Here is a 17,846-nt window from a genome sequence, read left to right as displayed (position 1 = left end):
CGAGCGCGTCGGACGATAGACCTGAAGCGTGACGGCGGGAAGACCGGGTATCAGCCGGCTGCTTTCTTCTTTTTGCCGACGTTTCTCAAGACATGGCTGAAATCGGAATTGTAAAGATCGCTGTCGCGGAATTCGACATGACCGAAGACCTTGCCGACCAGCACCAGTGCGGTCCGCGTGATCTTCGCCTTGCGTACCTCTTCCGCCATGTCCTTCAGGGTCGTGCGGATGAAGAGTTCGTCCGGCCAGGTGGAGCGATAGGCGATCACCACGGGGCAATCCTCGCCGTAATAGGGGGTCAGTGTGTCCCGGATATGCGCGAGATTGCGGATCGAAAGGTGGATCGCAAGCGTAGCCCGGGATTTGCCGAGGATCTCCAGCGTTTCGAATTCCGGCATGGACGATGCCTTCATCTCGGTGCGGGTGACGATGACCGTCTGGGCGATCTCGGGCAGGGTCAATTCGGTCTTCAACCGCGCTGCCGTCGCAGCAAAGGCCGGCACGCCGGGGACGACGTCATAGGGAATACCCAGCGCATCAAGACGGCGCATCTGTTCGGCGATCGCGCCATAGATCGAGGGATCGCCGGAATGCACACGGGCGACATCCTCGCCGCGCGCATGGGCGGCCACCATGTCGGCGACGATCTCGTCGAGATGCATGGGCGCCGTATCCTTGACGATCGCATCCTCGGGTGCCGCCGCGACGATCTCCTCCGGCACCAGCGAGCCGGCATAGAGGCAGACCGGGCAGCGCTCGATGAGCCTGAGGCCGCGCACAGTGATCAGATCGGGGGCTCCGGGGCCGGCGCCGATGAAATAGACGGTCATGCTTCAATTCCCTTCATGCCACTGTCTGCCTTGCCCGAATAACCACGCGGCGTGTAGACCCAGGTCTTGCCGTCGCCGGTCGTCACAGTCCGGCTCTCGGACGAGCCGACCACCACGACGGTCAGCATGTCGACATCGTCGACGTTCAATTCGCCAAGCGGCACGGTGCGGACGTTTTCGCCCTCGCGGCCGAGATTGGTGGCGAGGATTACGGGGGTCGTGGCCGGGCGATATTTCAACAACTCGTCGCGGGCATAAGCGAGCTGCGTGCGGCGTTTCATCGATACGGGATTGTAGAAGGCGATGACGAAATCGCCCTCGCCCGCCGCCTTCACCCGGCGCTGGATATGTTCCCAGGGGGTCAGAAGGTCGGACAGCGAGATGGTGCAGAAGTCGTGGCCGAGCGGCGCGCCGATCCGGGCAGCAGCGGCCTGCAGCGCGGAAATACCGGGCGAGACCTGCACTTCGATGCGGCTCGCGCCATCGGTGATGCCGCCCTTGTCGAACAGTTCGAAGACCAGCGTCGCCATGGCATAGATGCCCGCATCGCCGGAGCAGACCAGGGCCACCGTGTTGCCCTCACCCGCTAGTTCCATGGCGTGCACCACGCGTGCCTCTTCCTTCCCGAGATCGAAATCGTGGCGGGTCTTGCCATCGGCGAGCGGACCGAGCAGGTCGAGATAGAGCGAATACCCTATGAGATCGGTGGAGGCCGCAACCATGCGCGACACCTCGGGCGACCGCCAGCCTTCCGAGCCCGGGCCGATACCGACGACGAAGAGCGTGCCGCGGGCACGGCCTGTTGTCTTCGGGTCAATGATATCAGCAGCCCTCGCAATCGCGGCTGTGGCCCCCTTGGATTTGATCTTCTCGACAACGAGTTCGCCAGACGCGCCGACGGCCGCAAGCGCTGCCCCTTCGGCCACACCGTGGCAACCGACTTCGGCAAAGACGACCTCAGACGGGTTCTTCAGACGCGGTGCCTCGGCTTCGAGCGCGGCTGCGCTGAAGAAGCGGGCCGGCACGCCGAAATGGGCGGCCACCGCATGGATCGCCGTCTCATCCGCCTTCAGGTCGATCGAGCAGACGGCCGCCAGACTTTCCCACGCGAAACCACCCTTTGCGAGCGCTTCCTCGGCAAGCGCGATGGCTTCTTCCGGCTTTGCATGCCGCTCGCAGCCCATGCCGAGCACCAGCGTCTTGGGGTGATAGACGAGTTCGAGCTCGCCTGCGGTCTTCTGTTGGTCGGTCACGGAGAGCGTCACGCGGGCCTCTTGCTGAAATGGAAGTCTTGATTGAGTGAGCCAGGCAGCGGTTTCACCCTCGAGCCGGGCGCCAGCGCCGGCCACGAGCTCGGCCATCACCACCTTGGCTCTTTCGGGATTGACCAGCACATAACCTTCCGGTGGCTGGTCAAGCGCTAACCCGAACTTGAGATCGCCGGCTGTCGTGATGGCGGCATGGGCACCGATGGCGGTCGCAATCTGTCGAGCGAGGTCATTGGCGCCATGGTGGCCGCCGAGCAGCGGCACAACGGAGGAACCATCCTCGGCGACAACAATTACCGGAGGCTCCGCATGTTTGTCGGACAGGAGCGGCGCGAGGAGCCGGATCAGCGCGCCAGCGGCCATTACGGCAATAATCGGTCGACCGGCGGCAAACAGCGTCTGGACGTGATCTTTGGCAGATGCAAAGCGCAGATCTGCCTCCTCGACCCGGGCGGCAGCACCATGCAGTTCACCGCCGATGTCCGCTGCAATGCGGCGACCCAGCGAAGCGGCTGATGCACTTAGGATGACGACCACGGGCTTGGCCGGGGATGCGAGGACAGGCGTCATGCGGCTCCGCTTCCAAGCTTTTTAGCAAGTGCCGGATGCCAGCGCTCGTCACCCTTGTAGATCAGGATCATCGAGAAATAGGGGGCGGTGTCCTCGGACACCTCGCCCAGCGGCGTGAGCTTCTGTTCGGCAAGGCTGACCCGCTCCGCATATCCGGCCTGCGCCGTCAGCCCGAGTCTTTCGATCAGCGCACGGATACGGGCGAAATGCCGGCCGAGCTTGATGATCGCCACGGCTCCCGACGCCTCGATGCGAGCGGCGAGTTCCTCGTCCGAGAGAGGTCCGGGGAGCACGGTCAGCACGTCGTTGCGGGCAGCAAGCGGCCGTCCGAGACCAGCGGCAGCCGCCATCATTGAGGAGACGCCCGGCACGACCTCTGTCGGATATCGATCGGCAAGCCGCTCGAAGAGGTACATGAAGGAGCCGTAGAAAAAGGGATCGCCTTCGCAGAGGACTGCGACATCCGATCCGGCATCAAGATGATGCGACAACGTCTCGGCAGCCTTCGTGTAGATGTCCTGGGCCGGAAAACGCTCGACCCGCATCGGCACGATGATCGGCACTTCCAGCTGAGCGGCGGTCAGAAAGGGAGCCGCGATCTGGCGGGCAAAGCTCGGGCCGGTATCGGGCGCCGGATAGGCGACGACAGGGCAGCTCGTCAGGATGCGAAGTGCCTTCAGCGTCAGCAGCTCCGGATCGCCGGGGCCGAGGCCGAGGCCATAGAGTTTACCGGTCATGTAGCTGCTCCTGGATTGTTGATTGCCCCTCATCCGCCCTTCGGGCACCTTCTCTCCGCAAGCGGGGGGAAGGCCAATGCGGCCAGCGTTCTGCCTCCTTCTCCCCGTTCACGGCGAGAAAGTCCCGGCTGGGGGATGACGGGCCAAGTTGCAGCGTCATGCGCCCTCTCCCTTCACGACCGTCCACATCGTCACCGGCATCAGCGACTTCCAGCCACAATAGCGACCAACCGGGGCCGCCCGCGCCACCTGAATCCGTGAGAGATCACCGCCATGGCGGCTGCGCAGATCTACGAGTTTAGCCTCGCCTTCGATCGTAACAGCATTGGCGACCAGCCGTCCGCCGGGAGGAAGCGCTGCCCAGCAGGCCTCGAAGAGCCCCTCGCCGCTGATGCCGCCGCCGATGAAGATCACGTCGGGCGTCTTCAGGCCCGCGAGAACGACCGGCGCCTCGCCTTCGACCACGTCGAGATCGGGCACGCCGAGGATTTCGGCATTATCGCGGATCATCGCCAGCCGCTCGGGTTTCGCCTCGATGGCGATCGCTTTGGTGCCCATGCCTGATCGCATCCATTCAATCGCAATCGAGCCGCAGCCGGCACCGACATCCCAGAGACGGGCATTCGGAAAAGGCGCAAGCTGGGCCAGTGTTGCCGCGCGGATCTCGCGCTTGGTCAGCTGCCCATCATGACGGAAGGCGTCATCAGGCAGGCCCGGCACAGGTGCCAGCAGCGGCCCGTCCCAGGCGCAGTCGATGGCCAGCGTGTTGAAATCCGAGATCACAGGGCATGTCTCGGCCATTTCCAGCGCCGTCATGCGCAGGATACGCTCTTGCGTGCCGCCCATATGTTCGAGCACCTGCAGCACGGAGGCCCCAAAGCCGCGTTCGGACAGCAGGACGGCGGCGGCCTGGACGGTCGAGGCATCCGAAGTCAGCGCCAGGATGCGGGCGCGCGGCATGACGTGTCGGTTGAGGAAAGCGAGCGGGCGGCCATGCAGCGAGATCTGCGTTACCGATTGCAGCGGCCAGCCAAGCCGGGCAGCGGCGAGCGAAAAGGCCGACGGGCTCGGCAGCACGAACATTTCGTCGGCCGCCACATAGCGCCGAAGCGTCGCGCCGATGCCGAAATGCATGGGGTCGCCGGTGGCCAGTATCGTTACGGGCGTGCCACGCAGTTTCAGGATTTCGGTCAGCGTCTCGCGAAAACCGGCGCCCCAGGTGAGGATCCGCTTCAACTCGGGCAAGTTCGACCCATCGATCACCGCATCAAGCCGCTCGCCGATAACAAGCGTTTCCGCCTGCCAGACGATCGCCTGCGCCTCGGGAGTGAGGCTTTCCAGCCCGTTGTCTCCGATGCCGATGATGGTGAGCCAGGGGCCCTGTACGCGATCAGACATTGGTGCCGAGCCCTCCCGCCAAGGCGTTGACAGCTGCCGAGGCCATGGCCGAGCCGCCGCGACGACCGCGCACGGCGATGTAGGGAATGCCTCTGGAATGGGCGATCAGTTCGTCCTTGCTTTCAGCGGCCCCCACGAAGCCGACGGGAAAACCGAGGATGATGGCCGGCTTGGGCGCGCCGGCATCGATGCGCTCCAGCAGGCGGAAGAGCGCTGTCGGCGCATTGCCGATCGCGACCACGGCGCCTGCAAGATCCTCATCCCAGAGATCGACCTGGGCGGCGGAGCGGGTATTGCCGATTTCGTCGGCCTTCGGCCGCACGCGCTCGTCGTTCAACAGGCAGAGGATCTGGTTTTCGGCCGGCAACAGGCGGCGGATCACGCCGTGGCGGACCATCTCGACATCGACAAGAACCGGGGCACCCTTTTCCAGCGCTGCAGCACCGGCTTCGAAGGCACCGTCCGACCAGCTGACATCATCGGCGAGATCGACCATGCCGCAGGCATGGATGAGGCGGATGACCAGCGGCTGGAGGACCGTGGGGAAACGGTCGAGTGCGGCTTCTACGCGGATGGTGGCGAAGGACTGGCGGTAGATTTCAGCGGGGTCGCGGATGTAATCGAGTGTGGCGTTCATGCGGCCAGCTCCCCCGAAAGTTCCCGATGCCCGATGCCGAGCACCCAGCCCTCCTCAGCAAGCGATGTCGCGACCTCCTCGTCTGACAGCATTGGCGGACGATCCAGAAGCATTGCAAGTCGGCCATCCGCATCGAAGCCTGCAAAGGCCTCGGCGACGGTGCGGACCTGCGCCTGATCCTTCACCTCGTCCTGAGCGGCCAACGTGAAGAGCGACGGATAAATTTCGGCAAAGACCACAGGCTTGTCGAATGAGGCAGCAAAACCGGTCTCGAAGGGCCAGACGGCGATATGTTCACCGTGGCCGCTTTCGTCCAGAAAACGCGACAGGCGTGCGATACCGAGCAATGTCTGGCTGCCGACGGAGCCGTTATAGGTCAGCTGCCAGACGGATTTTGCCCCCTTGGCAAACTGCTCCGATCGCCGGAAGGCAAGCGGGGCCGCCAGTGGCGCGGGCGGCTTCTTGTCGGAGAGATCGGCATAGGCATGCTGATGCGGCCGTCCCCAGAAGCGCGGTTCACCGGCAAAATGGGTGGCGTTCCAGCGCGAGGCGAGATCGAAGCGATTGTTTCGGTTATCGGGCGCATCCTCGATTTCATCGGCGATCTTGCGCCAGAGGGCCCGCCAGTTGGGCTCTCCCGTCAGCCGCTCGGCGGTGCCAGCAGGATAGCCGAAGGCGAAGTCGAAGCCGCAAAGCAGGCGTTTGCCCTCGGAGACCGCTGCGCCGACCACCGCGTCGAGGCGCTGCATGAAAGCATGACGGGTCGAGAAATTCTCGTTCCACTCGATCACATGACCATCGCCCTCGCGCCGGGCGAGGCACGCCCAGAGCGAGTTCTTGCCCGTGACCGGTTGCCCGGCACCGGACCAGTCGACGATCAGGATGCGATCGAAGAGCGGCATCACTTTTTCTTCTGCATCGACTTCGGCCCCAGCGGATGGTCGGCATGGGGGTAAGGCGCATGGTGATGATCGTGACCATGCGAATGGCCATGCTCATGTGCATGACCATGGCCGTGAGCATGATTGTGATGGCCGTGATCATGGCCATCATGGTGATGGTCGTGCCCATGGTCATGACTGTGATCGTGCCCATGATCATGCTCGTGGTGACCGCAGCCACAATTCGGTCCATGCTCGTGATGGGCCGCCTTGACCGAGGAAGGCGCGTCCATCACGGCCTGCAGTTCGGCATCCGGCGTCTTGTCTTTGAGGCCTGCATATTTGCCGCCCAAAGTGAACGAGGGCGCGTAGTCGAAGGCCGGCTCCACGGCAACGGGCTTCAAAGGTGCCGGTTCCGCATGGCTGTGCACCGGCGTCCAGGGCAGACCATGCTCGCGACAGAAATCGGGATCGCGGCAGGAGGCATCGCAATCGCCCTTGCAGGGACAGTTTTCCAGGCCACCGCCGATACCCTCCACATGGTGGTGGTGGCTCTCCTGCGGCTGGCCGACATCGGCTTCGAATCCGAGTACCTGTTCGCGATACTTGCACATCTGGCAGTTCATCACAGCGGCACCCTCGAGGATCTCCCTGACGCGATCCTGGAAGGCATCGAGCACCAGCGGGTGGTCGTTCAGGTAGCTCGCCTTGACGAACTGGATCTCCGGATAGCGCGCTGCCACCTCGTCGGTATAGCTGTAGATGCGCTTCACCAGGACGCCGGTGAAGAGGAAATAGGGGAAGACGACGATGCGCTTGTAGCCCAGCTTTGCAGCATGGGTCAGACCCGGCTCGACCAGCGGGAAGGTCACGCCCGAATAGCAGGTCTCGCCCCAACCGAACCCCATGCCTTCCCAGAGCATGCGCATGACCTTGGTGGCGTTGGAGTTGGCGTCCGGATCGGACGAGCCGCGACCGACCACCATCAGCAGCGTCTCGTGTTTGTCGACGAAACCAAGGGTATCGTTCGCCTCGTCGACAGCCGTCTGGATGCGGTCACCGGCGGCGCGGATCATCTTCAGGTCGATGCCGAGCTCACGGCCGTAATTGATGACGAAATCCTTGTGCTGCGCCTGGTAGGTGTTGAGCACCGAAGGGATGTCGTTCTTGGCGTGGCCTGCGGCAAACAGCATGCCGGGGACCGCAAGCACGCGGGTCACGCCCTGTTCGCGCAGGCTGTCGAGACCGGCTGAAATCACCGGATTGCAGAATTCGAGATAGCCATATTCGACCGGCATGTGCGGATTGCGGGCGCGCAGCGCCTCTGCAATCACGGCGAATTCCTTCGCAGCGTTCTGATTGCGGCTGCCGTGGCCGCAGACCATGATTCCGAGTTTTTCCGCCATGATGATACAAGGCCTCCCTGCTTCGTTCTTTCTGCCTGTACGAAGCGCCGGACTTATCGCGCCTTTCGGCACGGTCCATGGCCTTTGGGACAGCTCCGGAATTGGCCCCCTGATTGGGTCAGCCGCACCGGACTATTTCCAGCCTGTCGAACAGGCGCCGTCGCACATTACCACGAGCTTTATCGAAGCCTTACCAAACGGTCAAACCGGATTGCGGCGCTTTATGTGACGGAAGCGGCAGTTCACAGAATGTCCCTTGTGCGACCTGCACGACACGCTCTCGCAAGGTTGCGCAGCCAAGGCGTTTGGTCCACAAGAGCGCCACCTTCCCTCACCCTTCACGAGTCTCCCCGTGGCCGATCTCGCTTTCCAAGCTTTGCTGCTGCTGTTCATTGCCGCCTTCATCGCCGGCTTCATCGATTCGATTGCGGGTGGCGGCGGGCTGATTACCATTCCCGCGATGCTGATTGCCGGCATTCCGCCGCTGGAAACGCTGGGCACCAACAAGCTGCAGTCGATGTTCGGCGCAGGGTCGGCAACGCTCGCCTATGCGCGCAAAGGTCACGTGGATCTGAGGAAGCAGCTGCCGATGGCTGTCATGGCGGTGATCGGTGGTGCCATCGGTGCCCTGATCGCAACTGTGGTGCCAGGCGACGTGCTGCGGGTGCTCATGCCCTTCCTGCTGGTCGCCATCGCGCTCTATTTTGCGCTGAAGCCGAACATTTCCGACGAAGACCGCCATCAGCGCATGACGCCCTTCGTCTTCGGCGTGACGCTTGTGCCGCTGATCGGCCTCTATGACGGCGTCTTCGGCCCCGGCACCGGCTCCTTCTTCATGCTCGCCTTCGTCTCGCTTGCCGGCTTCGGCATGCTCAAGGCGACGGCACATACGAAGCTTCTGAACCTCGGCTCGAATCTCGGCGCCTTCCTGATCTTCGTCGCCAGCGGCGTCGTGCTCTGGAAAGTCGGCCTCCTGATGGGCGTCGGCCAGTTCCTCGGCGCCCAGACCGGTTCGCGTTTCGCCATGAGCAAGGGGGCCAAGATCATCAAGCCGCTGCTGGTCGTCACCTGCGTGGCACTTGCCATCCGCCTGTTGGCGGACCCGACCAACCCGATCCGGGTTTGGATCGGGGTGTGAGGTTCAGTACTCCACTCCGATCTGAGCCTTGATGCCCGAGCGGAAGGGATGCTTCACCAGTTCCATCTCCGTCACGAGATCGGCAAGTTCAATCAGTTCGTCCTTGGCGTTGCGACCGGTCAAGACGACATGGGTCATCGGTGGTTTTTCGGTTGCCAGGAATTCCAGCACCTCCGCCAGATCGATGTAGTCGTAGCGGATGGCGATGTTCACCTCATCGAGCAGCACCATGGAATTGGCGGGATCGCGGATCAATTCCTTGGCCTTCTCCCAGGCGGCCTGCGCCATCGCAATGTCGCGCGCCTTGTCCTGGGTTTCCCAGGTGAAGCCTTCACCCATGGTGTGGAAGTCGCACAGCTCCGAGAAATGCTTGAGGATCATGTCCCGTTCGCCTGTTGACATGGCGCCCTTGATGAACTGGACCACGGCGCATTTCTTGCCGTGTGCGATGTGCCGGAAAATCATGCCGAAGGCAGCAGAGGACTTGCCCTTGCCCTTGCCGGTATGAACGATGATCAGGCCTTTTTCGCCCGTCTTGGTCGCCATGATCTTGTCGCGGGCAGCCTTCTTCTTGGCCATCTTTTCCGCATGGCGGGCGAGATCGGTCTCGCCGGTGGCAATCGTTTCCTCAGTCATGTCGTACTCCCGGAACTATTGAATTCTTTTGCGAACCAGATGGCTTGCGGTTTACTACAACGGTGACCGCGCCCCGTCTTCAAGAGACGCCACCTTGCCCCTTTGGCAAGTCGTCCACTATGTTGAGCCAGTCGACGCGCTCGTCCCAGTGCCAGTGCTCGCGGATCGCTACGGAAAGCCCATCATCAAGGCTCGCGACATAGAAATCGATATCATCAGGCCGTCGCTCAGTCTCGAACGACATGGGCGACCCGCAATTGCTGCAGAAGCCGCGCCGCACACCCGGGGATGAGGCGTAAAAGTGCAGACTGTCTCCTTCGAGGCGCGCGCTGTCGCGCGGAACGGTGAAGAAGGTCGTTACAGGCGAAGAGGCAACCCTGCGGCAGCTCTCGCAATGGCAATGACCAGAGCTGCGGACGGGCCCAGAGGTACGGAAGCGCACACCTCCACAAAGGCAATGCCCCCGCAAGGCCATCGGGTCACTCTGTTGAACGTCAGACATGCAACTCTCCCTCGGCAAGTTCGCTCAAGGTGAATTTGGCTGAGTTGCTCTTCGGCGTCCACAAGCCGCGCTCGATTGCCTCGATCAGGCGATCCGCCAGCTCTCTTTGTGCCGGAGCATTCTTGTCGGCCATGAAATCGCGCACCCGCTCATCGAGGATGAACGCTTGGTAGACGGCCTCGAAATGGTGGTCACGGACGGCGCCCGTCGTGGCCGCAAAGGCGAACATATAGTCGACGGTCGCGGTCATCTCGAAGGCGCCCTTGTAGCCGTGGCGCATGACGCCCTCGATCCATTTCGGGTTGACGACACGGGCACGCACGACACGGCCGATCTCTTCCTCGAGGCTGCGGATGACAGGCTTTTCCGGCCGCGAATGGTCATTGTGATAGACCTTGGGCCTCACACCCGCGACATGCTCGATCGCTGCCGTCATGCCGCCCTCGAACTGGTAGTAGTCGTCGCTATCGAGCAGGTCGTGCTCGCGGTTGTCCTGGTTCTGTACCACGGCCTGGACCGAGCGCAGGCGTTCCTCGAACAGACCGCGTTCCGCCTTGCCCTCCTCGCCCGCGCCATAGGCATAACCGCCCCAGACGAGATAACTCTCGGCGAGGTCGGCACGGTCATTCCAGCCCTTCTCGTCCATCAATGCCTGCAGGCCAGCCCCATAGGCGCCCGGTTTGGAACCGAAGACCCGATAGCCGGCACGGCGGGCGGCCTGCTTTTCGTCCAGCCCTTCGGCGATCAGTACCTCAGTTTCGGCCCTGACCCGTGCTGCAATCGGGTTGTCACCCTCGTCCTCGTCGAGGCTGGCCACCGCACGCACCGCCTTGTCGAAAAGCGCGATCTGCTCGGGGAAGGCATCGCGGAAGAAACCGGAGATGCGGAGCGTCACATCGACTCGCGGCCGTCCCAGCATCGCGATCGGGATCACCTCGAAGCCGGTAACGCGCCGCGAGGCCATGTCCCAGAGCGGCTTGACACCGATGAGCGCCAGGGCCTGCGCGATGTCATCGCCGCCGGTGCGCATGTTAGACGTGCCCCAGGCGGTTATGCCGAAGGAAACAGGCCATTCGCCGTGATCCTGCACGTAACGCTGGATCAGGAGCTCGGCGGATTTCTTGCCAAGTTCATAGGCCGCCGGCGTCGGCACGGCGCGGCTGTCGACAGAGTAGAAGTTGCGGCCCGTCGGCAGCACGTCCGGTCGACCGCGCGTTGGCGCGCCTGAGGGGCCAGGGGAAACGAATTGGCCGGCGAGGCCCTTGAGCAGGCCATTGATCTCGGCGGGGCCGGAGGAGACGACGGCGGGTTTCAGGCGGGTCTCGATCTCGGCGAGGACGGCGCGGGTGCACGGCCAGTCATCTGGGCAGGCGATCTCTCCGGCGACCAACTGCGCAGCTAGCAACTCGATCCGTTCCACGGTGTCGCCGTGGGTACGCCAGGGGGCTTCGGTGAGATCGGCGAGGATCGCGGGCGTGGGGCCTGCCCAAGGGGCGGACATGACGCAGTCGAGGGGATCGAAGCCTTCGGTCTTCAGCAGATCCCCTGCGATCGCCCGCTGCAGGCTGGCATCGCCGCCATTACCCTGCCCACGCGGCACCCGGGCCAGCGCGACGACAAGATCGGTCAACAGCCGCCCTTCGGGTGCGAGCCCGAAGATGTGCAGCCCGTCACGGATCTGCATTTCCTTGAGGTCACATAGATACGCGTCGAGCTTTTCCAGTGCCGTCTCGTCTGCCTCGCCCTTGGCGATGCCGGCGTCCTGGTCGAGGCCGATATCGGCGATCAACTCCAGGATCTGCTTCTTCAGCAGCACCAGACGGCGTGGATCGCCGCCCGAGGCTTCGTAGTATTCGTCGACCAGCGCCTCAAGATCCTTCAGCGGCCCATAACTCTCGGCACGCGTCAGCGGTGGCGTCAGGTGGTCGATAATGACGGCGGAGCTGCGGCGCTTGGCCTGCGTGCCCTCGCCGGGATCGTTGACGATGAAGGGATAGAGATGCGGCAATGGGCCGAAGACGGCTTCGGGGAAACAGGTTTCCGACAGCGCCAGGGCCTTGCCCGGCAGCCATTCGAGATTGCCGTGTTTTCCCATGTGGATGAGCGCCTGAGCGCCGAATTCCCGTCTCAGGAAGGCGTAGAAGGCGAGATAGCCATGCGGCGGCACGAGGTCGGGGGAATGGTAGGTTTCCTTGGGATCGATGTTGTAGCCACGCGCCGGCTGGATGCCGATCATGAGCTTGCCGAAGCGCATCAGCGGCAGCGCAAAGGCACCTTCCAGGTGAAAGGGATCGGCTTCCGGGGCACCCCAGCGCGCGGTTACGCGCTCCTGAACTTCTTTGGGAAGATCATCGAAGAACTTTATGTAATCGCTGATGGAAAGACGTTCGCGAATGACCCGTCCGTCGTTCGCAGCGTTCGTCGGGCCTGCCATCAGCGCCTGCATCAGCGCATCACCATCGGCGGGTAGATCGGCAATGTCATAACCCGCGTCGCGCATGGCGCGCATGACCTCGATCGTGCCGGCTGGCGTATCCAGTCCGACGCCATTGCCGAGACGTCCGTCGCGGTTCGGGTAATTGGCCATAACAAGCGCCACGTGGCGGTCGGCGGGATCAGTTGCCCGGAGCTTCGCCCAGTTCGCCGCCAGTTCGGCAACGAAACGCATGCGGCCGGCATCCGGCTCGTGGCTGACCAGATTTGCCTCGACCCGCTCGTCAAAGCGCGCCTTGGACTTGAAGGAGACGGCGCGGGTCAGCACCCGGCCATCGACTTCCGGCAAAGCGACGCTCATCGCCAGATCGCGGGCGCTCAAGCCCTGGCTCGAACTCTCCCAGGTGGCGCGCAGCGAGGACGAGAAAATCGCCTGCAGGACGACAGCATCGGTCTCGTCGAGCACCGTCGACGGCTTTTCCGCGCCAGGCGTCGAGACGGCGAAACCGGTGGTGTTGATGACAACAGATGGCGGGAATCGGTTGAAGATGGCGCGGAGCGTATCGACCGAGACCTGATCCTTGAGGCTCGAGACGAAGACCGGTAGCGGTATCAGTCCCTCAGCCTTCAAGGCTTCGACCATGGCTTCGACGGGTGCCGTTTCGCCGCTCTGTACGAGGGCGCGATAGAAGCAGAGGGGGGCGACATTGCCTCTCCCTGCAGCCAAGGAGAGTGTCAGGGTGAGGGGCTGGTCTTGCGCAGAGGTTCGCCCCTCATCCGCCCTGCGGGCACCTTCTCCCCGTGAACGGGGAGAAGGAGGCATGCCGCCGGCCGCAACGCTGCTCTCCCCCCTTGTAGGGGAGATGGCCGGCAGGTCAGAGGGGCGCGCCAGGAACGCGAGCCTCTCCCATTCCTCGACCCCAATCACGCCCCTGCCCGGCCACCAGATGCCGGCTTTCAGCAGTGGTCGCGCCGGTTCCGGACGTTCGTCCCCGCCCAGCATAGCCTCGGCATAGGAGACGAAGGCCGAGGCATTGCCCGCCCCGCCTTCGGTGAGATAGGTCCAGAGCGCTTGCCGGTCGTCATCAACGCAAGCCTGGAACGGTGCTAGCCCCTCGTCCGGCTTGTCATCGCCAGGCAACACAACGATTGCCGTACCGCTGCGGCGGGCTGAGGCATGTAGCGCTTCCAGCGCATAGTGGAAGTAGCTAGCCCCACCCAGAGCCCGCACCACGATCAGCCGCGCATGCCGCGCCGTGCGCTCGATATAGGTATCGACCGACATCGGATGCTTCAGCGTCATCAGGCTGGCAAGCCGCCAGCGAACCACCTGTTCGCCCCTCGCCTCGACAGCTGCGGCTATTGCCGCAAGCTCCGTGTCGGCGGCCGAGAGGAACAGCACGTCCCCCGGCGTCTGGCCGAGATCGATCGCCTCGTCGCCGTCGCTGATCGATCCCTTTTGGGCAAGGAGCAGATGCATGGATCAGCCGGCCGCCGCCTGAACGTCCTCGACGACGGCGCCGAAATCCCATTCATGCAGGCCGATGACGACGATGCGCGTCTCGCGCTTCTCGGCGCTTGTCCAGGGACGGTCGAAATAGGTTTCGATGCGGGTGCCGACGGCCTGGACGACAAGGCGCATCGGCTTGCCCGGCACGTCGATGAAGCCCTTCAAACGCAGGATGTCATGCTTCTCGATAACAGGCTTCAGGCGGTCTATGAAATCGGAAGCGTCCTTGATCGCGCCGAGCTTCAGGACGAAGCTTTCGAACTCGTCGTGATCGTGGTGATGGTCGTGGTCTTCGCCCGAGGCATGCAGCGCCTCGTGTTCCAGCTCGTGATGCGACTTGCGGTTTTCGATGTCGTCTTCGGTGCTGGCGCCGATGCCGAGCAGGACCAGCGACGGCACTTCGCCGTTCTTCGCCTCGATCATGGACGGCTTGCGGCTGGTGCGGCCGGTCACCTCGGCGCGCACAGCGGCAATGCCGGCAGCGTCGAGCAGGTCGGTCTTGTTGAGGACGATGAGGTCGGCGCAGGTCAGCTGATCCTCGAAGAGCTCCTCGATCGGGCTTTCGTGGTCGAGATTGTCGTCCTCGGCGCGCTGGGCGGCGACCGCGTCATGGTCGTCGGCAAAACGGCCAGCGGCGACGGCGGCACTATCGACCACGGTCACGACGCCATCGACGGTGACGCGGGTGCGGATATCCGGCCAGTTGAAGGCAGCGACCAGCGGCTGCGGCAGCGCCAGACCCGATGTCTCGATAACGATGTGGTCGGGCTTCACGTCGCGCTCAAGCAGCTTCAGCATGGTCGGCACGAAGTCGTCGGCGACCGTGCAGCAGATGCAGCCATTGGTGAGTTCGATGATGTCATCTTCGGTGCAATTGTCGGCGCCGCAGCCCTTCAAGACATCACCGTCGACGCCGAGGTCGCCGAATTCGTTGATTATCAGCGCGATCTTCTTGCCGCCTGCATTCATCAGCATGTTGCGGATGATGGTGGTCTTGCCGGCCCCCAAAAAGCCGGTGATGACGGTGGCGGGGATCTTTTGCTGCAACATGGTTCAACCCTTCATTTTCAACGGCAAACCCGCCGCGATAAAATAGACTTCAGCCGCCTCGGCGGCGATGGCTTGGTGGAGACGGCCGGCATGGTCGCGGAAGGCGCGGGCCATCTTGTTCTCAGGCACGATGCCGAGGCCGACTTCATTGGAGACGAAGATGACGGTGGCCTGGAGTTCCTCAAGACTGGCGGCGAGTGACGCGCCGTCCGCGTCCACGTCACGGCCTTCTTCCATCATCAGATTGGTGACCCAGAGCGTCAGGCAGTCGACGAGGATAACCCGCTCGGGCTTGTCCAGCGCCTTCAGTGCCCCGACGATATCCAGCGGCTCCTCATGTGTCGTCCAGCCGTCATCGGCACGGTCGGCCTTGTGGGTCTCGATACGGGCGCGCATCTCGTCGTCCCAGGCGCGTCCCGTGGCTAGGTAGATCTTCTCAAGCGCCGAATTGCGCGCCAAACCCTCGGCAAAGCGCGACTTGCCCGAGCGGGCGCCACCGAGAACCAGGATGGATCGGGAATCGGATGGGGTCATGGTGCGCCATGACCTTCGACCGCGCGCAGACGGCCAGCGGTGCATGCCTTCAGCATGCCCAAAAAAACGATCGATGCCAGGCCCGCAAATACGGACCGGCACCGGCGGGGCGCAAAGGACCCGCGGATGCAGAACGTCGCCACGACAACCTCCGTGCTGGCAACGGGGAGACCTCCCCAGTGTGGGCACCATGCCCGTGGATGGCAGGTCTCCTGGCTCGCAGGTCGTGATCCTCGAAAGGACCGTCGGGTTCTCCTCGCCTTCCCAGGGTTTGCGGCAACACGAAAGAGCGGACGATTCGTAGAAAAAGAGGCGTCCTGCCCCGGCTGATCGTGTTGCCACCCCAGTGGCTTTTCCGTCCTGCCGTTCTGGCGAGCCGGTCGCACCCTGCGACCCGTCACTCGTTCAACGACAAGGCGGATGGAGAACCCTCGCTGCAATACAGTCGCGGGGTCGGCTGCGTTCGGCGTGCCCGGTTGGGGTCCACGCCTTCGCATTCCCTTTTGCTCTCCGGACAACATCTCTGCCGTTCGGAAACCATCCATCATGAGGATTAGGCCGAGGTCGAAGCCGAGTCAATCACAGCTGCGGCGCAGAGCTGCGTCATTGCGCCCGAGGGCCGATCAAGGGCTCGTGGAGCAGTCCGGCGTGACGGCGGGGTCGCAATCCGGCCGCAGGCGAATGGCACCCACGGCTCCCTGTTCGACCGGCGTGCCCTGGCCGATGTCGGCAGCGCGACGCGCAGGCTGGGCCGGGGCTGCGGGCCGAGGTGTCTGCACGTCGGCGACCGGCGGCGCGGCCATTTCGCGCGGTGGCGGAGGAACAGCCGTCTCCGGCACCGCCATAACGGACGAGTTTTGCGGCGGCGCCTGCCGCACCACCGGGGCGGCGCGTGGCGATTCCGCCCGGGCATTCGGCACGATCACCGGCGGTGGCTCCGAAGCGAGCCGCGTTGATATGGTTCGCTGCGGCAGGGTCTTGCGGACACGCGGCGTGGTCAGCGAGAAGGCAAAGCGGATACGGGCCGCGAGTTCTTCGGCAAGCGCCTGACGGGCCCAGCGCGGGTCGTCGGTCGGGCCGTTCACCCTGAAGCTTCCCTTGGCGACCGGCTCGCCGGTTTCGACCGAAACAGCAGTCACGGAAAAGTCAGCCTGAGCGAGGCGGCGACGGGCACCTTCGCCGAAACCGAGGCGATCGATTTTGACCAGAAGCACGACACGCTCGGCACCCGCGGGCGGGCGCGTCGCCGCAATCGCGGCCGAGACGCGGCGATCGACGCTTTCAATGAGGTCGAGCGGGATGCGTGCATCGGCCATGACCGTCACGTTGCGGACGTAGTAAACCAACGGACGGTCAATGCTGCGCCCGAAAAAGACGGAGCAGGAAGCGAGCAGCAGGGCGAAGCCCATGGCGACGGCGATGCGAAGGCTGCGAGCGAACATAAGGACCCCGGACAGGTGATTCTGAACCTGCCCGAGAATTCGCCATTTATGGTTAGTGTAGAGTTAACTTGCTGCCTGAAGGACTGCGAAGAGTGACGCTGCCGATGCGAACTCGCCGTAACGGGCCTCACGACGCGCTTCGGCCTCAGCATCGGAACCCCAATGCTCGATCGTCCAGTCCTCGTCGAGATGGGCAAGCGACCAGATGTCATCCAGATCAAAGGCGCCCTCGGCAAATGCAAGGGTCAGCACAGCCGAACCCGTCAGCGTCGTCACCACGTTGAGGCAGGAGATCTGGAAGGGATCGCGATAGCGCTCCAGCGCCCGAGCGTAGGCGCCGATTGCCTCCTGCGGTTGCTCCTGATGCATCACGCCTTCGACAAGGATGAAGCGCGCGCCGTGCGCAGTCGATACCCAGGCAAGCAAAGGATCCCAGCGAGCCGACTGCCGGTCGATCAGTTCCTTCGGCCCGTCGGCGCGGTAGCAGAGCAGATCGGTTCCGGCGAAACGGACGATCTCGTGGAACACGTCATCCAGGCTGTTCGAAACAGCATCGATGGCGGTATTTGCGAGCTTGGTGATCGGCATGGTCGCCGGGTCGATGAATTCGCCCTGGCCGGCCCATTCGGCGACCACGAGTTCCGCGGCCTCACGGTTCGGCAGCGTCAGCAGGTTCTTCGCTGGCGTCTTGACCGGCTTGCCGTCGAGAGTGATCGAGAAGCCTTCCTCACGCTCCTCCATGCCGACGCTCTCGTAGAAGCGCTTCGGCAGCGGCCGCTTCATCTGGATCTGCGCCCGGCGCACCGGATCCTCATGGCTCGGCTCCGGAATGAAGGTCCCGAAAATGTCCTGGCTGAGTTCGTCGCGCATCAAG

Annotated in this window: 15 protein-coding genes and 1 riboswitch; of the genes, 1 reads left to right on the top strand and 14 read right to left on the bottom strand. The window is 63.5% G+C overall.

Features of this window, described 5'->3' with window-relative positions:
- Positions 1-50: 50 nt before the first annotated feature.
- The 7 genes from cobM to GH983_RS07965 all read right to left on the bottom strand — a co-directional run bounded on the left by cobM (position 51) and on the right by GH983_RS07965 (position 7,727).
- Positions 51-830, bottom strand: a complete 780-nt coding sequence (gene cobM / locus GH983_RS07990) for a precorrin-4 C(11)-methyltransferase (protein ID WP_153762109.1) — start codon at positions 828-830, stop codon at positions 51-53.
- Positions 827-2,668, bottom strand: a complete 1,842-nt coding sequence (gene cobJ, locus GH983_RS07985) for a precorrin-3B C(17)-methyltransferase (protein ID WP_153762108.1) — start codon at positions 2,666-2,668, stop codon at positions 827-829. Before cobJ ends, cobM begins: the two co-directional genes overlap by 4 nt.
- Positions 2,665-3,405 carry a precorrin-2 C(20)-methyltransferase gene (gene cobI, locus GH983_RS07980; protein ID WP_153762107.1) on the bottom strand — a complete coding sequence of 247 codons (741 nt, stop codon included), beginning with the start codon at positions 3,403-3,405 and terminating at the stop codon, positions 2,665-2,667. The genes cobJ and cobI overlap by 4 nt, the downstream gene beginning before the upstream one ends.
- Before the next feature lie 156 nt (positions 3,406-3,561).
- Complete coding sequence (cbiE, locus tag GH983_RS07975; protein ID WP_153762106.1) at positions 3,562-4,803, bottom strand: precorrin-6y C5,15-methyltransferase (decarboxylating) subunit CbiE; 1,242 nt, start codon at positions 4,801-4,803, stop codon at positions 3,562-3,564.
- Complete coding sequence (locus GH983_RS24095; RefSeq protein WP_194842800.1) at positions 4,796-5,440, bottom strand: precorrin-8X methylmutase; 645 nt, start codon at positions 5,438-5,440, stop codon at positions 4,796-4,798. Before GH983_RS24095 ends, cbiE begins: the two co-directional genes overlap by 8 nt.
- The gene (locus tag GH983_RS24090; RefSeq protein ID WP_194842799.1) at positions 5,437-6,342 is read right to left on the bottom strand and encodes a cobalamin biosynthesis protein CbiG; all 906 of its coding nucleotides are present in this window, start codon (positions 6,340-6,342) and stop codon (positions 5,437-5,439) included. The genes GH983_RS24095 and GH983_RS24090 overlap by 4 nt, the downstream gene beginning before the upstream one ends.
- Positions 6,342-7,727 (bottom strand): sirohydrochlorin chelatase, encoded by a 1,386-nt coding sequence (locus tag GH983_RS07965; RefSeq protein WP_153762105.1) that lies wholly within the window; start codon positions 7,725-7,727, stop codon positions 6,342-6,344. The genes GH983_RS24090 and GH983_RS07965 overlap by 1 nt, the downstream gene beginning before the upstream one ends.
- Before the next feature lie 352 nt (positions 7,728-8,079).
- Here GH983_RS07965 and GH983_RS07960 point away from each other — a divergent pair, with 352 nt between their 5' ends.
- Positions 8,080-8,865: a TSUP family transporter gene (locus tag GH983_RS07960; protein ID WP_069041486.1), complete on the top strand. Its 786-nt coding sequence runs from the start codon at positions 8,080-8,082 to the stop codon at positions 8,863-8,865.
- A gap of 3 nt (positions 8,866-8,868) precedes the next feature.
- On the opposite strand, the gene cobO is transcribed toward GH983_RS07960, so the two are convergent.
- From cobO to GH983_RS07925, 7 genes are all read right to left on the bottom strand, one after another.
- Complete coding sequence (cobO, locus tag GH983_RS07955) at positions 8,869-9,501, bottom strand: cob(I)yrinic acid a,c-diamide adenosyltransferase (RefSeq protein WP_069041487.1); 633 nt, start codon at positions 9,499-9,501, stop codon at positions 8,869-8,871.
- Between the two features lie 79 nt (positions 9,502-9,580).
- On the bottom strand, positions 9,581-9,976 hold the full coding sequence (locus GH983_RS07950) for a GFA family protein (RefSeq protein WP_236759352.1): 396 nt from the start codon (positions 9,974-9,976) through the stop codon (positions 9,581-9,583).
- 19 nt (positions 9,977-9,995) lie between these two features.
- Positions 9,996-13,916, bottom strand: coding sequence for a cobaltochelatase subunit CobN (cobN, locus tag GH983_RS07945; protein ID WP_153762104.1), 3,921 nt, complete (start codon positions 13,914-13,916; stop codon positions 9,996-9,998).
- Positions 13,917-13,919: 3 nt separating this feature from the next.
- Positions 13,920-14,996, bottom strand: coding sequence for a cobalamin biosynthesis protein CobW (gene cobW / locus GH983_RS07940; protein WP_153762103.1), 1,077 nt, complete (start codon positions 14,994-14,996; stop codon positions 13,920-13,922).
- A gap of 3 nt (positions 14,997-14,999) precedes the next feature.
- The gene (gene cobU / locus GH983_RS07935; protein WP_153762102.1) at positions 15,000-15,530 is read right to left on the bottom strand and encodes a bifunctional adenosylcobinamide kinase/adenosylcobinamide-phosphate guanylyltransferase; all 531 of its coding nucleotides are present in this window, start codon (positions 15,528-15,530) and stop codon (positions 15,000-15,002) included.
- 184 nt (positions 15,531-15,714) lie between these two features.
- Positions 15,715-16,087: riboswitch (cobalamin riboswitch) on the bottom strand.
- Positions 16,088-16,153: 66 nt separating this feature from the next.
- Positions 16,154-16,972: a hypothetical protein gene (locus GH983_RS07930; RefSeq protein WP_153762101.1), complete on the bottom strand. Its 819-nt coding sequence runs from the start codon at positions 16,970-16,972 to the stop codon at positions 16,154-16,156.
- Between the two features lie 63 nt (positions 16,973-17,035).
- Positions 17,036-17,842 (bottom strand): ATP12 family chaperone protein, encoded by an 807-nt coding sequence (locus tag GH983_RS07925; RefSeq protein WP_054150194.1) that lies wholly within the window; start codon positions 17,840-17,842, stop codon positions 17,036-17,038.
- Positions 17,843-17,846: the final 4 nt, after the last annotated feature.

This window comes from Agrobacterium sp. MA01 (assembly GCF_009650195.1).
In the GTDB taxonomy this organism is placed as follows: domain Bacteria; phylum Pseudomonadota; class Alphaproteobacteria; order Rhizobiales; family Rhizobiaceae; genus Allorhizobium.
The sequence above is the reverse complement of the archived record's forward strand: the minus strand, read 5'-3'. Positions and strand labels throughout refer to the sequence as shown.